Here is a 15,144-nt window from a genome sequence, read left to right on the forward strand (position 1 = left end):
TTAAAACCTAAAATAAAGAAAGGGGACATAATCAGAACTAACAATGGCTGATGCCGCCAAAACAAGCAGGAAGAAGCTTATTATAAATTGCAAACTAACTGCCCCCCCAACTTCAAGCTCCGCAGCTTTATTCCATCCTGAGCTAAAATTTAAGCCTTTTAATCCCCTGAGCTTTGGAGTACTTAAGGTGGCGAGCATGATTCCGATAAAGATAGTCGTGATTGCATGGTTACTGAATATCATTCCCCAAGGAATAACTTGTCCGGAGGCTAAACCTTTTAGGCCAAACATGACTAATAGGTAATCTATCGCATAACTTAGAGTAGGCGATCTAAAAAATACCCAACCAATGGTTATGATCAGAAGGGTCAACAACTGATGGAAATAACCAGGCAAGGTAATCCTCTTAAAAAATGTACTTGTTGCCAGGATTCGCTCTAAGCAGAGGAAGAAACCATAGTAAGCACCCCAAACAATAAAGTTCCAACTGGCGCCATGCCAGAAACCAGAAATTAAAAATACAATCCAGAGATTCATATAAGTTCTAGGAATACTTACACGATTTCCACCTAGGGGAATATAGAGATAAAGCTTCATCCAATTCGATAAAGAGATGTGCCAGCGTTGCCAGAAATCAGTAACGCTTTGTGCTGTATAAGGCCGGTTAAAGTTCTCTGGGAAACGAAAACCAATCATTCTGGCTAAGCCAATTGCCATATCAGAGTAGCCTGAGAAATCAAAATAAATCTGCAAGGTATAGGCAATAATCCCGCCCCAGGCATAGAGTGATGTCAGACCATCTGGAGCAAAGCCAAAAACCTTATCAGCTACCAGACCTAAGGGATCTGCAAGTAATAGCTTCTTAATTAGTCCGATGGTAAAGCGAAAAAAACCACTTATAAAACCATCGATGCTGTGTGTTCTTGCATGAATTTGACTACCAATATCATGGTAACGAATGATTGGGCCAGCAATCAGTTGCGGGAATAGGAAGATATAGAGGGCGCAATCGAAAAAATGCCGTGGCGGTACAGCTCGGCCTTTATAGCTATCAACAAGATAACTGATTTTGTGGAAGGTTATGAATGAAATACCCAAAATAAGCGGTAAATTGGGTGAGGCAACTTCGGTAGCTAACCAAGGTTTCATTAAGGGCAAAACTTCAGCACAAATGAAATTCAGATATTTTGACAGAATCAAAATTAAGGTATTAAGCGTAATTGCCAGTATCAATAAGAGCTTTTTATAGCTTTGCTTTGTAGGTTTTTCAGGGGCTAGTCTTAAGGAAATCTGATAGTCAAAATAAGTGCCAATAAGCAGAGCAAAAACAAAAATCGGCTCTCCCCAGGCAAAAAAAATGACCGAGCCTGCGAGGGCAACCGCATTTTTTGCAGAGATATTTTTATTAGGCACTAAATAATAGCTAATTAAAAATAGGGGCAAAAATATAAATAAGAATATTGGGGCGGTGAATAACATAAAAATAATTACAATTATTGGTAGCTCATCATATATAGCTCGTCGTTGTTTTACAAACGATTCTCATCCCGAGCTGACATTATTTAGTACATTCTGCTTGTTGTTCGTTATAAAAACAAAGCGTTTCATCAAAGTAAAATTAAGTATTGCCATGAAAGGGATAGAAAAAATATAGGCATAATATTCATTCAAGCCGATCATTATGCAAGATTTTATTATTGCTATATTGATCAGGTAGGTAAATCCGTAGGTCATTACATACTGAATAATCCGTGAGTTTCCTGTGTTATTAAATACGAGTTTACCTGTAGAAAAATAATTAAAGGCAACGCCTAAGATTGTAGAAAGCAAAACAGCTAGTGAATAATGCATCCCAAGATTGATAAAAATTGCATATAGAGCAAAACCAACAAGAGTATTTAGCATTCCTACAAAAAGAAAGGTGATAAATTGTCTATCTATACGCAAGTTAAAGTCCCCTTTGTATGGTACAAAAATGTGCAGGCTCAGAAAAGGTAACAGGTTACCCCCGTCACCCTAACCTAGTCCGTCATCCCGAACATAGTGAGGGATCTCCGGGACTAGCGCAGTGCTGCACTCAGGAGATGTCTCTCTACGTTCGACATGACGTACGTCTTTGGGAGAGCAGCGAAGGATGACGATAATAGGTCAATCCCAGCCCGAATTCCCGCGGCTTGACCGTGGGTGCTGCGGTGGTGAACGTTAAATGGACCGGTGGCCAAGCCGCGAAGATTCGGAGCAAAACTTTTAGCCATCTAGATTTATTCGTTCATTTTCAAGCACTAGCGGTCGCTTTCGGACCTGCACTAAAATCTGGTTCACATATTCACCAAGTACGCCCAAGAAAAATAGTTGCATCGAGAAAAAGAAAAACAAACCCACGACAACCGGCGCAACACCCATAGAAAATGAGTTCCAGAAAACGAGCTTAAGTACTAAGTAAAAGAAGGAGACAAATAAACTTAGGGCTGCCAAAGAAAAGCCTAGCAAGGCCGCCAGTCGCATTGGAACTTTAGAGTTGCTGGTAAATCCAAGCATGGCCATGTCATATAGCGCGTAAAAATTATTTTTGCTAAACCCTCGTTTCCTTTGTGGCTGAATATAAAACACCCTATCCGTTTTGAAACCTAGCTCTGGAATTAGGCCTCTAAAGTATGGGTAAGGATCATTAAGCTCCCTTAAGACCTTTAATACTTCTTTATCGTATAAACCAAAACCTGTGTAGTTTTTAATTAGCTCTACCTCGGCAATTTTAGTAACCAGCATGTAGTAGAACTTTCTTATAGCAAAAAATATTTTTGATTCTTTGCTTTGATTTTTAACACCGACAACAACCTGAGCCCCTGCTTCCCATTTACGGATAAAATCAACAATTAGCTCAGGTGGTTCCTGCAGATCTGCTGCAATCAATATCGCTGCATCGCCCTGCGCCTGTAATAAGCCATAATAGGGTGAACGGACATGGCCAAAATTTCTGTTATTCACGATAAGCTGCACATTTTTATCTTTTTCTATGAGCTTTTTAATCAGGGCAACGGTTGAATCGTTAGACGAGTTATCAATGAATAGATGTTTGTATTGGTATTGTGGAAGTTGTGCAAAAACATTTTTAACTTGAGTATAAATATCGTCAACATTCACCTCTTCGTTAAAGCATGGTGTTACTATCGTAATTGTTTTCATATTTCACCTATCAGACAAGACTAAGGTTGTCAGAAATTAAATTTGTTCTCTTAGCTGCGGCATATTTTGTATTCATTGCATTAATAAGTTGTGTTGCAAATGCTTCTGTTGTCATATCACTTTGAATTTTACCTTCAATTCCAAAGCGATGTACCAAGGGTATTCTTTCTATTTGGGAATTCGATCTGAGGCTATGGATGGCTTCTAATATTGCCGAACCAAAACCACCATCTAGTTGATGTTCTTCTACCGTATAAATACTTGATGAAAACTCACAAATTTCGGTTAAGGTTTCGAGATCCAGGGGCTTGATCACCGGTACACTGTACAAGTTTAAAGGCAGCTTGGTCTCTTGTAGCCATTTGTAAACATGCTGAGTAATAACGCCGGTCGATAAGATAGTATCTCTATGTCCTGTGATTAGGGGAAGTATTGCTGGAAACTTGTACTTTGCAAGATCCTTATGTAGCGCGGGCTCACCTTGTTTTGCAAGTCGTATATATCCAGGACCTGATTGTTTAATTAAATGTTCAAGTGCCCAAGTTGTTTCTACCGGGCAAGCTGGGGAGAAAACTCTCATATGGGGCAAGGATCGCATCACGGCAATATCTTCTATTCCATGATGTGTATAGCCCTGTGTTCCATAGGCAAAACCGCTGCCAACAGAAACAACTTTCACATCGGCATTGTGATAGCAAACATCATTTCGGATCTGCTCAAGACATCGGATAGTGGGGAAGTTCGCAATAGAATAGGTTACGACTTTTTTACCTGACAGTGCTAAGCCAGCTGCCACACCTGTCATATTTTGTTCTGCAATACCGGCATTAATAAACTGCTCAGGATATTGTTGTTGAAATGGCTCCAGAACTGAATACCCCAAATCGCCGGTTACAAGCATTAGATTTCTGTCTGTTTTTGCATATTCAATCAGTTTTGCAATAAATGTAGTTCTCATAGCATAGCCTCAACTTCTTCTATAGCAATTTGCAATTGTTCAGGGTTGGGCGATTTATAATGCCACTCGAGCTTATTTTCCATGTAGCTTACCCCCTTCCCTTTGATGGTATTTGCAATAATCACCTTGGGCTTTTTCTCGTGATTTTGAGATGAAAAGGCTTTATAGAGTTCCCGGTGGTCATGGCCATCAATATCAAAGACTTCCCATCCAAAGCTAGACCATTTAGCTGCAAGATTAGATAAATCAATTACTTCTTCTACAAAGCCAAAGCTTTGAATTTTATTGTAATCGATAATCAAACATAAATTATCCAATTTGAGTTGTCTCGCTAGCAGCGCAGCCTCCCAAATTGACCCTTCATTACACTCACCATCACCGACAAGCACGTAGACCTTATAATCTAATTTATCTATTTTAAGAGCCTGTGCCATACCTAAACCAACCGATAAGCCATGGCCTAAGGAGCCTGTTGATAGCTCAACACCAGGAACATTATGGCTTGTACAATGGCCAAGCAATTTTGCGCCGTGGAAGTTATAGGATTCAAGCCAATCTTTTGGGAAAAAACCTTTTTCTGCCAAGGTTGCGTAAAGAACTGCCGTTGCATGACCCTTACTTAAAATAAAGCGATCTCTACTTGAGTTCTCGGGGTTCGCTGTGTCATAACGTAAAATCTCTTCATATAGGACAGCAAGTATATCGGCTATAGATAAGCAACAACCCACATGTGAAGATTTTGAGCGTGCAACCATTTGTAGTGAATGCTTTCTTATTTGCTTTGCTAGGGTCTTAGTTTTTTGAATATCCATTTGTCCTATACCATTCTATTGTTCGAGTGCAACCCTCCAGGAACGGTACCTGTGGTTGCCAAAGGGCTAATTCATTAAGTCTGGTTATATCCGCTTGCAAGTGCATCACCTGATCGGGCCTGAATGGCACCTTGCCAAATCCCAAAGTTAATTCGGGATTAATTTGATCCCGAATCATTTCAGCTATGGATCTAATGGTGATTGACTCTCCTGAGCCTAAATTAAATGCGCCTTCAGACTTAAGGTTTACTAAGGTTGCAACAACAGCTCTTGCCGCATCTTCAACATAGATATAATCCCATAGCTGGGTTCCAGCAGTCATATCTGGCTGGCGGCCATTCATAAGCTCATTGATCAGAAAGGGAATAAACCAGCTTTGGTGATCTTTAGGGCCATAAGAAGAAAACAAGCGATGCCATACAAAACGAATATCATTTTGTGCACATAGCACTTTTAATAAGTGATGGGCAGCAAGTTTTGCTACGCCATAAAGCGTAGTTGGTTCGGTGGGTGTTAGTTCATCAACGACTTGATTGGCTGGTCCATACTCCGCCTGCGAGCCAAAGCCAATAAGAGTCTTTATTCCCGCCTTTTGCATCACTGTAAATAAATTATGGGCGACGGTTATATTTTTCGTAATCTGAGTGGCATCATTTCGCTTATCGTTTGTTACCCCTTCCCAAGCAAGATGGATCAAGGCATCTGGGCAAAATTCATTGATGGCATTTTGGGCTAAATCGATCGACTCAAGATTCTGCTCTATTAGCGTGCACTGAGGAAGTAGAGATTTTATCCGCCATAGATCAGATTGAGGTCTGAGGATAACAGCTACTTTAGCATTAATTTTTAACAGCTCAGCTAACACATAGGAACCGACAAAACCTGTTGCGCCAGTTAATATAACATTCATACCATAACTTCCTTTAACTGCTCTAAAGCTTCCGAAAGACGTTTCGCTGGCGGTATTTTATCAGACCGGCAATACTGAAAACGATAACGATGTACTGTTTTGGCAAGCAGAATCCTGTAGGAATAAAGAAAATATCTTAAATAAAAGTCAGAGGGACGTTCGTCATCCGGGTAATAACCTTTAAGGAAATAATTTAACTTGCCTTGGTTTTGCATAAAACTTCCCCACATAGCGATATCAAAAATGGGGTCGCCACCGATGGCATCCTCCCAATCGATGATACAAAGCTCATTTTCCGGGGTTAATATAATATTTTTTGAGCCGAGATCACAATGCAACATCGCAGGCTGGTCAAGCTTAATCTCATCGGCTAATTCATTAATGATTGTTGCACTAAATTTACAATCTGCACCGCTAAGATAAGAATTCTGTTCACAAATTTCGAGATGTGTTTCCAACTGTGATAAAAGAAACGATTTCCATGTACCGTCAATTGTTTGTAACTTGTCGCTATTCTCTTGCGGCAATATCTGACCACAACCCTCTGTTGGAATCTGGTGATATAGAGCCACAGTTCGACCAAGCTTCTCAGCAACAGTGTTGAACTCTGGGGAATCAGCTAGGCTTTCATAGGAGAGCCCGTCAACATACTCCATTGCCAGATAATTAGGGATATCCAATGATTTTTCTGTGTTTAATGCGAACACTTTGGGAGCGCGGATATTATTGCGCTCTAAAACTCGATGTAAATAAAACTGCTTGGTTAGCCCTAAGTTCGTATTTCCAGGAATATTTACTAGGGTTTTTAATATGAGTTTCCGAGACTCATATTCTATCTTGTAGATAACGTGAAAGGTGCCGCCGCCAGATAATACTTCACAGCTTTTAGGACTTAAACCAAAAAGCTGATGTGCAATTTTTTGTACATCAGCTTCATCACTCGCCACTTGCTGCTCACGAAGTGCAGCAAGTGACTGTAAAACACTATCATCTATCTGAATATCAGCCTTTAATAAAAAGCTGTTAAGCATATTGCGCTATCTCAATTTTTTGATTAGCAACATCGTGAATGAAATCTTCATAACCAAAGTGCTTAATCATTAAGCCTGAGTATTTGATTATGTTTTTCATTTCTTCACTTGAAAGAGAGGCTGCAGTTGCTTTGTTCTCTTCCTTGGTCGCATTATTAATCGTTCCCCAAGGGAAGATATTGCCAGTAATATCTTTACTGTTGAACGATGGGTGCAACATGCTGTCAGAATAGGCAATACCGACTCGTGAACAAATCATTTCCATCGTTTTACGTGTATTACCAACGATGTCTTCGTAACGAACAATAGTCATACGCTGTGGATTCAAGCTTTGTTGAACCAAGGCTGCATGGTGATAAAGGTTCCAAGACATTACGTATTGATGGAAAGGTAAGGGGAAAGGTCTCTTCTTAGTATCAGCATAAGCAGATAATGGGTTACGCACGACATGAACGACATGTGCTTTAGGGAAATCAGCTAAAATCTTATGCGCATCAATTCCAATAATTGGGCTGTAACCAACATACATGTGGTTCTTACCAGAAACCTTGTAATTTTTCCAAGCACTGAACGTTGAAACAAAGAAAGCAGCAACAATGTTTGCTCTTGTATAAGGCTTGTTTTCCAAATATTTGCAGAAAGCATCTATACGATCTGATTCTTTCATTTCAATATTAGCAGTTTTGAATTTACTGCCGTTTGGTTTTCTCAATAAGGTCTTGAGTTCTTCGTCATAAAACAACTCATAGAGTTCTCTAGCGCTCAAACCAGCGGGGAACTCAGGATATCTATATTGAGTACGCTCCATTGATGATAAGAAATCTGTTGTATGCTTATTTCCAATCTGAGACTCAAAAGGATAAACAAACAGTTCATCGTGTCCATCCAATAAACGCAGTGTCACGTTACCACCGTGTTCAAAACCTGCAGAAATCATCAAAAAATCTAGATCATTAGTACCGTTCATTCTCTTTACCCTTGCTTAATTACATACTTAATTGATTCAATAAAAGCGACAACATTATTTACCACACTTTCCAGGGCGCTTCTCCTGAATTCCATAACTGCTCTAAACCACGTTTTTCACGTAAAGTATCCATTGGTTGCCAAAAGCCACTATGTTCAAACGCCATCAGCTGCCCTTTTTCAGTTAGCTGTTGCAGAGGCTCATGCTCCCAAATTGTTTGATCATTATCAATATAATCAATGACTTTCTTATCTAACACAAAATAGCCGCCATTTATCCAACCACCACCATCAACCGGCTTTTCTTTAAATTCTGTTATCCGACCAGCGTGAATCTCCATAGAACCAAATCGAGAGGCGGGCTGGACAGCAGTAACAGTGGCTAATTTGCCGTGGCTTTTGTGATATGCGAGAAGTTTAGTTATGTCGATATCTGCTACCCCATCACCGTAAGTAAAACAAAAAGGGGTATTATCATCTAAATATTCAGCAACACGCTTCAGGCGTCCGCCAGTCAAAGTATGATCGCCGGTGTCTACCAAGGTAATTTGCCAATCTTCTGATTGATTCTGGTGAACCTCAAGAGTCCCCGTCTTTGTACAAATGGTGACATTGGAGTTATGAAGAGCGTAATTTAGAAAGTATTCTTTGATCTGATAGCCTTTATAACCTAAACAGATAACAAACTGATTAACTCCATGCGCGGAGTAGGTTTTCATAATATGCCACAGAATGGGTTTGCCGCCGATTTCTACCATGGGCTTTGGGCGAAGGTCTGTTTCCTCACTCAGTCTGGTACCTAATCCACCGGCTAATAAAACTGCTTTCATATAAAATTTTATCCGTTAAAGTTAGATGAGATAGTCTTATATACGACTTAAAAGCCGCAAGTCTGGCATAGAGCATCGTGAATGTCCAGCGAATTGCGTCATATAAAGCCTAACCAAAGCGATATTTAAAATTGCTAACTAATGTTATCCCTTACAAGAATAAAGTGAATAGTTACCCTCTTTAATTTCAATTTGACAGGAATTTTGAAGCATTGATGTGAACAAATCATCACCATGAAGCAAGAATGCTGAGTTGGTTATTACTAACTTCGGGAGTGTTATCCTGTTATTAGGTTCTAGCCAGATAGAGTATCGATATGTATTTGAAGACAGATATGTAAGGGCCGCTGTATGGGCCCACCACTCAGTCATAATTTTTTCTTTTGGGTAATGCAACTCGATGTAATTAGATATTTTTTCTGCGTCGAGTAAGGCTTGGTTCGTTTTTATGTTAAATATAGATGCCCAGTTAGCTGCTGAAAAACCATTAAACAGTGTTATAGTAATTGAAAACATCATGAGAGATCGGCTTATAAAACCTTTGCCTGCAACACAGGCAATTGAGACAAGAAATAAGCCTGAGACGATGGATATATATAGGTATCTTGGCCAGCCAGCAGAAAAAAACACCCAATAAGAAAGCTGTAATAGTAAGCCAAGTGAAAGAAACTTAGAAAAGCACCTTAATGATTTGGGCAAAGAAAAAAATAAGCGTGGATAACTAATGATTGCTGGAATAACAGCGTAGTTTGATAAAAAGAAATGTGAGTTAACAACTTCCCAGCGTTCTTTTAATAAGGAGCCCAAATTGTAGGAAGATGAACGAACTCCGTTATCGGAGATAAAGTTTATCATTTCCTTCCAGTTTGTAACCCAACCATCAGTATGTAAAATACATAGCTTCCATAACTCAAAACAAACAATAGGCGCTGCTATTCCAATAAAAAAACTTATGCTTATCTGACTATCTCGTATGGAATGAAAAGAACGCTCCTGAAAAAATTGAAATAATATTATTAATGAAATCGCTGCTGCATAGAAAACTATAATTAACTTAGTCAAAATCGCCGCCCCAATTAAAAACCCAGCTGCAAAGTAATGAGTTGGAGATGGGGATGAAAAACTTAATACTGATATACCAGTAAAGATTAATAAAATAGAAAGTATCTCGCCTAGTTGTGCGAACCAATGCTCAAAATGTTTGTGACCCGTTGAAAAAATAAGCAAGATAAAAATTATAAAAATTAACCCTGCTACTGTTCTGTTAGTCGTTCTCGCTATATTGGATAAAAGAAACATAAAAATAACGGCATAAAGGCTAATATGTACATAACCGGGAATAGAAGGATGAGGGCCAAACAAATAAATTCCAATCGCTACAGATAATATCGAAGGAGCTCCTGTGCTAATGCCAGGATCAAATAAAACCCCTTTTTCAGGAAAATTTTTTTGTACCCAAGAGTTATTGGTCGACAAATAACCATGACCTTGAGCTAAATTTTTTGAAACAGCTGCAATATATGCATCATCTGCGCAACATAAAGGGCTTGTTGTGGCAAATTTGATTAAGAAAAGGATAAAGCATCCCAAGATAATAAAAGAAAATATCCAAGCAAGATTTCTGTGTTTTATCAGATTCATTAGTAGTTCGCGATGATTCTTTGAGTCCTTGATAAGTTCTCTCATGGTAATTGCCTTCACTAAAAACGAGACGCAACTTGAAGAATTAAAACGTTAACTGTCTGAGAACCCGTTTTGGTGTTAATTTGTGGTCAAAATTGGTCTCACCTCGGACTACGTGATCCTAAAGTGTCTTATAAATATTTTTTTGTAAGCGAAAATAAAATCAATAGCAAGGGTACTATGATTTTTTATGAGAAACAATCTGCTGGTATTTGTGTAAGAGAATGCTGTGTGGTATTTTCTGATCTCTTTTTGGCTTTCTATTGTTGCCTTTGGTTATTATCCTCATGGTTTTAATGACTTTTGGAATGGCTTGTATCATATTTTCGTCAGCTGTTTATCTCTGGAATAGCGAAAAATTCTTAACAGAACTAAGTATAATAGTAAGGTTGTTTTGAGGGATGAATTAATGAACATACTTATTACAGGTGGCGCAGGATTTATTGGTACATGGCTAACAGAGTTACTACATACAAAAGGGCATACAATTACGATTTTTGATAATTTAAGTGCTCAAATTCATGGGGAAATCCCTGCATTAATGCTGCAAAAGTTTGATAAACCTGGTGTGTTTTTTAAACGAGGTGACATTCGCAACAAAGATCTTCTTAATGACCTTCTAGAACAGTGTGATGCTGTAATTCATTTGGCCGCAGAAACCGGAACAGGCCAATCAATGTACATGATTGACCATTACTATAGTGTAAATGTTCAAGGTACAGCAGGTTTATTGGAGCTTATTGGCACACGCCATCGACATATATCTAAGGTTATCTTGGCTTCAAGCCGATCTGTTTATGGTGAAGGAGCGTACAGACTTGGCGATACCATACTTATTCCTAATTCTCGAAGTGCTACGCAACTTAAAGCAGGCCAATGGGAACCAACTTCAAAAGAAGGGCGTTCTTTATCGTTGATTGGCACACCAGAATTTGTTACCCCTAAGCCGGCTTCAATATATGCGGCAACAAAGCTTGCAAATGAACAGTTAGGGCGAATTTTTTCAGATGCTTATGGGGTTGATGTATTTGCTTTGCGTTTTCAAAATGTTTATGGGGAATATCAATCATTAAATAACCCTTATACAGGAATTTTATCTATATTTTCGAATCAAATGAGGAAGAATCTCCCCATAAATATTTTTGAGGATGGTTTAGAAAGCCGAGATTTTGTTCATGTTTCTGATGTAGTAAATGGGATTGCCCTAGCATTATTATCGGAACATAAAGGATTTCATGAAATAAACATTGGCTCAGGAATCGCAACTCCAGTATATGATGTCGCTGAACAATTACGAGAAATCATAGGAAGTCAGTCAGAACTTAGGGTTACAGGTGATTACCGGGTAGGTGATATTAGACATTGTTTTGCGGATCTTAACTTGGCCAGGGAGCTAATCGGTTTCACTCCCAATGTGTCCCTAGAGCAAGGCTTAAGACAATTTGTTGCATGGGTCTTAACTCAAGATATTGCACAAGACAAATCTAATATCGCACAATCTAAATTAGCCAGCTTAGGATTAAGCTAATACATTTGAGGGTGAATATATATGCGCCGCATTGCTTTTTACTTGTTTTATGATCAAGACGGAATCGTAGATGATTATATTATCTATAAACTACAAAAGCTTCGTGAGCACGTTGAAACGATATTTGTTGTATCAAACTCATCTTTGGATAAGATAAATCGTGAAAAAATTGAAGGTGTTTGCGATATTTTTTATGAAAGAGAAAACGTAGGTTTTGATGTATGGGGTTATAAAGAGGCTATGGAGCATTTTGGTCTTGATAAAACGAAGGCCTATGATGAATTAATTTTAATGAATTATACTTTTTTTGGCCCTATCTTTCCCTTTCAAGAACTATTTTCAGCTATGGAGAAAGAGCCATGTGATTTTTGGGGTATTTCTGCACATAAAGAGATTTCGCCAAATCCCTTTAATGGTGAAGAAAGTCTGCCATTTCATATCCAGTCTCATTTTATTGCAGTCCGTAAGCAGATGTTTGAAAGCCAGTGCTTTCAAAATTATTGGGCTGATATGCCAAAGATTGAATCTTATTATGACTCCATACTAAAACATGAGTCTGTTTTTACTAAATACTTTAGTGATAAGGGATACACCTTTAAAGTCTATATTGATCCTCAAGACTATTCGAGCGATTACCCTTTGCTTAAGGACATTGAGCAAGCAACTCAAAATAGATGCCCAATATTAAAAAAACGAGCCTTGTTTCATGACCCAATTTTTCTTGAGCAACATGCTATTTTTCCTCGTAATGTCATGGAATATATTCAAAAACACTGCGACTATGATATTAATTTTATTTGGAAAAATCTTGTGCGTACGGTTGAGCCGCGTACTTTATATACCAATTTGGATATGCTGGAAGTTCTTCCTGATAGCCTAAATCAACCAATGCCAGATAAGGTGCCTCGGATAGCTGTTATTGCTCATATGTACTATAGCGATATGATAGCCGAATTAATGAGTTATATGAGTAATATTCCTTACAATTATGATTTATATATAACAACAGATTCTGAGCGTAAAAAGCAGGAAATGCTACCTCAAGTATCAAAATTTAACCTCTCTTATTTTGAGATTAGAGTGACGAAAACGAATAGAGGACGGGATATGGCACCTATGTTCGTCGCATGCCAAGATGTTCTGCTTTCAGAGAAATATGATTATATTTGTCGATTACATTCTAAAAAATCACCTCAAGATGGCTTTCAAGTGGGCAGTCATTTTAAAAAGCATATGTATGAGAATTTACTTTATTCAAAAAATTATATTTCAAATGTACTTTCTTTATTTGAAACTCAGCCTTTGCTGGGTGTTGTTATGCCTCCAGTGATACATATCGGTTATGGAACCTTAGGGCATTCATGGTCAATCAATAAAGAGAATGTTCGCAGTTATTGTAAAAAAATAGGAATCAAAACAATGCTCGATAAAAGTACACCTCTAGCTCCCTATGGTGGTATGTATTGGTTTCGACCTTCAGCATTAAAAAAGCTAGCGAGCTATCCTTGGAAATGGAATGATTTTGAAGTTGAAAATGGACAAGTTGATGGTACTTTAGCACATGCCTTAGAAAGGATAATTGTCTATGCCGCAATGGATGAAGGTTATTATGCTCGTACTGTTATGAATGTAACTGCAGCGGCGCTTAACTATACTAAGTTAGAATATAAGCTTCAGAAGCTGTCTTCCATGATACCCTACGGACAAGTTAGATCGCAGATAGATTGGTTGCATTTTGTGCATGCTAATTTTGGTTCCTGGAATACCATAAGAGGATCGCTTAAACGACTTCTTGTTGTGGTTTTCTATGGTGTTAAGAGAAGACTAAAATGGGCCTCATAAATAAGATTTAATAGATAATTTATTAAGTTAACTCGCTTCTAATCTTGGGGAATAATTTATGTATGGGCGTCGTGTATTCGGCTTAGATGTACTTCGTGCATTAGCTATATTAATCGTAGTATATGCACACGGAGTAATCTTTCAAGGTAATAGCCATTTTTTGAAGAAGCTATATAAAATCCACATCCCTATCGATGGTGTGGATTTATTTTTCGTTTTAAGTGGATTTCTTATCGGGCATATATTATTGAAAGCCGTATCAAATGGTTTTTTTAATATAAGCTCTCTTTTCGAGTTTTGGATCAGACGCTGGTTTAGAACATTGCCCAATTACTTTTTAATCTTGGGCTGTTTAATGTTAATTTTTAACAGCTACTTCGATAAATATACCATTATAAAGTTTATTTTTTTCATCCAAAATCTTGCATATCCTCATCCAGATGTTTTTCCAGAGGCTTGGAGCCTTGCAGTGGAAGAATGGTTTTATCTAGCCACACCACTCCTGTTGTTTTTTTTAATGAAAATCAAAGGATTGGAGCATAAAAGAATTATATTATCGTGGATATTCATGATTATTATATTTTCCACGGCTTTTAGAGTTTATCAGGCAATTTTAATGAATCTTGATGGATATGCCTGGGAGGCCCATATACGAAAAGAAGTGTTTACACGATTAGACAGTTTAATGTATGGCATTTTGGGGGCATATTTGAATCGCTACCATGAAAAGGCTTGGAGTGCATGGGCAAATAAATGCTTTGCTCTTGGTATAATTATGATTTTAGGAGTTTTACCTGCTATTTCTGCTGCAATCTCACAAAAGTTTTTTTTAAATTACATCTCATTAACCTTCTATCCAATAAGCGTTTTATTGCTTTTACCCAAGTTGTCTGCTTGGAATGTAGGTCCAGGCCGAATTAGGAATGTAATCATTTTTATAAGTAAAATTTCTTATTCAATGTATCTAACACATTTATCTTTAATTATGTTCTATGTTTTACCCAAGGTTATGGGCTGGATGCCATTTCATCTTGGTCGTTCTGAAGATTTAGTGAGATATATTATGTATTGGACACTGACTATTTTAATTTCAACAATACTTTATAAATATTATGAGCAACCTATGACCTCACTACGCGATAAGTTTAGTTTTCGTAAATTATCCATTATGCCTAGACCCTTAACTAGCTCTACCTAGCTTAAAGAATGGGGGTAGCTGAGGGGGCGGAGAATAGTCTGTATTTGGCGCATTTTGCAGAAAAATTGAAGAAACTACTCACATAGATAGCTATGCTATTTTTTTTCAGTTTTTTTCACAATCTGCGCTCGAACCCAAGCTTTCATCCAGATTCAAACATACCCTGAACGGATACAATACATCTAAATCAGGCCTCGAAACTT

13 protein-coding genes are annotated in these 15,144 nt (G+C 38.1%); 3 read left to right on the forward strand and 10 right to left on the reverse strand.

The annotated features are described in order from the left end of the window. From BN1094_RS02375 to BN1094_RS02420, 10 genes are all read right to left on the reverse strand, one after another. A complete protein-coding gene (locus BN1094_RS02375; RefSeq protein ID WP_245614130.1) occupies nucleotides 1-1,413 on the reverse strand; it encodes an MBOAT family O-acyltransferase in 1,413 nt (470 codons plus the stop codon). 129 nt (nucleotides 1,414-1,542) lie between these two features. Then, the gene (locus BN1094_RS02380) at nucleotides 1,543-1,947 is read right to left on the reverse strand and encodes a GtrA family protein (RefSeq protein ID WP_043872802.1); all 405 of its coding nucleotides are present in this window, start codon (nucleotides 1,945-1,947) and stop codon (nucleotides 1,543-1,545) included. A gap of 300 nt (nucleotides 1,948-2,247) precedes the next feature. Next, entirely contained in the window at nucleotides 2,248-3,183 is a 936-nt protein-coding gene (locus tag BN1094_RS02385; protein WP_043872803.1) for a glycosyltransferase family 2 protein, read from the reverse strand. Between the two features lie 10 nt (nucleotides 3,184-3,193). Continuing rightward, a complete protein-coding gene (locus tag BN1094_RS02390) occupies nucleotides 3,194-4,141 on the reverse strand; it encodes a transketolase family protein (RefSeq protein ID WP_052403088.1) in 948 nt (315 codons plus the stop codon). Next, the gene (locus BN1094_RS02395) at nucleotides 4,138-4,953 is read right to left on the reverse strand and encodes a transketolase (RefSeq protein WP_043872804.1); all 816 of its coding nucleotides are present in this window, start codon (nucleotides 4,951-4,953) and stop codon (nucleotides 4,138-4,140) included. The genes BN1094_RS02390 and BN1094_RS02395 overlap by 4 nt, the downstream gene beginning before the upstream one ends. After that, nucleotides 4,934-5,863, reverse strand: coding sequence for an NAD-dependent epimerase/dehydratase family protein (locus BN1094_RS02400; protein ID WP_043872805.1), 930 nt, complete (start codon nucleotides 5,861-5,863; stop codon nucleotides 4,934-4,936). The genes BN1094_RS02395 and BN1094_RS02400 overlap by 20 nt, the downstream gene beginning before the upstream one ends. Beyond that, nucleotides 5,860-6,894 carry an aminoglycoside phosphotransferase family protein gene (locus BN1094_RS02405; protein WP_043872806.1) on the reverse strand — a complete coding sequence of 345 codons (1,035 nt, stop codon included), beginning with the start codon at nucleotides 6,892-6,894 and terminating at the stop codon, nucleotides 5,860-5,862. The genes BN1094_RS02400 and BN1094_RS02405 overlap by 4 nt, the downstream gene beginning before the upstream one ends. Further along, nucleotides 6,887-7,861, reverse strand: coding sequence for a sulfotransferase family protein (locus BN1094_RS02410; protein WP_052403089.1), 975 nt, complete (start codon nucleotides 7,859-7,861; stop codon nucleotides 6,887-6,889). Before BN1094_RS02410 ends, BN1094_RS02405 begins: the two co-directional genes overlap by 8 nt. Nucleotides 7,862-7,919: 58 nt before the next feature. Further along, nucleotides 7,920-8,690 carry a glucose-1-phosphate cytidylyltransferase gene (rfbF, locus tag BN1094_RS02415; protein WP_043872807.1) on the reverse strand — a complete coding sequence of 257 codons (771 nt, stop codon included), beginning with the start codon at nucleotides 8,688-8,690 and terminating at the stop codon, nucleotides 7,920-7,922. A gap of 144 nt (nucleotides 8,691-8,834) precedes the next feature. Continuing rightward, a complete protein-coding gene (locus tag BN1094_RS02420; protein ID WP_141650408.1) occupies nucleotides 8,835-10,331 on the reverse strand; it encodes a hypothetical protein in 1,497 nt (498 codons plus the stop codon). 451 nt (nucleotides 10,332-10,782) lie between these two features. Between BN1094_RS02420 and BN1094_RS02425 the strand changes: the two genes are divergently transcribed. From BN1094_RS02425 to BN1094_RS18680, 3 genes are read left to right on the forward strand one after another with little or no spacing between them, the layout of a single operon-like run. Then, the gene (locus BN1094_RS02425; protein WP_043872809.1) at nucleotides 10,783-11,901 is read left to right on the forward strand and encodes an NAD-dependent epimerase/dehydratase family protein; all 1,119 of its coding nucleotides are present in this window, start codon (nucleotides 10,783-10,785) and stop codon (nucleotides 11,899-11,901) included. A 21-nt stretch (nucleotides 11,902-11,922) separates the two neighbouring features. Then, nucleotides 11,923-13,743 carry a rhamnan synthesis F family protein gene (locus tag BN1094_RS02430; RefSeq protein WP_043872810.1) on the forward strand — a complete coding sequence of 607 codons (1,821 nt, stop codon included), beginning with the start codon at nucleotides 11,923-11,925 and terminating at the stop codon, nucleotides 13,741-13,743. A gap of 58 nt (nucleotides 13,744-13,801) precedes the next feature. After that, entirely contained in the window at nucleotides 13,802-14,941 is a 1,140-nt protein-coding gene (locus BN1094_RS18680) for an acyltransferase family protein (RefSeq protein ID WP_052403090.1), read from the forward strand. Nucleotides 14,942-15,144: the final 203 nt, after the last annotated feature.

Origin of the sequence: Legionella massiliensis, assembly GCF_000756815.1 — a bacterium.
In the GTDB taxonomy this organism is placed as follows: domain Bacteria; phylum Pseudomonadota; class Gammaproteobacteria; order Legionellales; family Legionellaceae; genus Tatlockia; species Tatlockia massiliensis.

Bases quoted from the DNA above. Each gene is read 5' to 3' on its own strand.
- BN1094_RS02385 (WP_043872803.1), bottom strand. From the start codon at position 3,183: ATGAAAACAATTACGATAGTAACACCATGCTTTAACGAAGAGGTGAAT.
- BN1094_RS02390 (WP_052403088.1), bottom strand. From the start codon at position 4,141: ATGAGAACTACATTTATTGCAAAACTGATTGAATATGCAAAAACAGAC.
- BN1094_RS02395 (WP_043872804.1), bottom strand. From the start codon at position 4,953: ATGGATATTCAAAAAACTAAGACCCTAGCAAAGCAAATAAGAAAGCAT.
- BN1094_RS02400 (WP_043872805.1), bottom strand. From the start codon at position 5,863: ATGAATGTTATATTAACTGGCGCAACAGGTTTTGTCGGTTCCTATGTG.
- BN1094_RS02405 (WP_043872806.1), bottom strand. From the start codon at position 6,894: ATGCTTAACAGCTTTTTATTAAAGGCTGATATTCAGATAGATGATAGT.
- BN1094_RS02410 (WP_052403089.1), bottom strand. From the start codon at position 7,861: ATGAACGGTACTAATGATCTAGATTTTTTGATGATTTCTGCAGGTTTT.
- rfbF (WP_043872807.1), bottom strand. From the start codon at position 8,690: ATGAAAGCAGTTTTATTAGCCGGTGGATTAGGTACCAGACTGAGTGAG.
- BN1094_RS02420 (WP_141650408.1), bottom strand. From the start codon at position 10,331: ATGAATCTGATAAAACACAGAAATCTTGCTTGGATATTTTCTTTTATT.
- BN1094_RS02425 (WP_043872809.1), top strand. From the start codon at position 10,783: ATGAACATACTTATTACAGGTGGCGCAGGATTTATTGGTACATGGCTA.
- BN1094_RS02430 (WP_043872810.1), top strand. From the start codon at position 11,923: ATGCGCCGCATTGCTTTTTACTTGTTTTATGATCAAGACGGAATCGTA.
- BN1094_RS18680 (WP_052403090.1), top strand. From the start codon at position 13,802: ATGTATGGGCGTCGTGTATTCGGCTTAGATGTACTTCGTGCATTAGCT.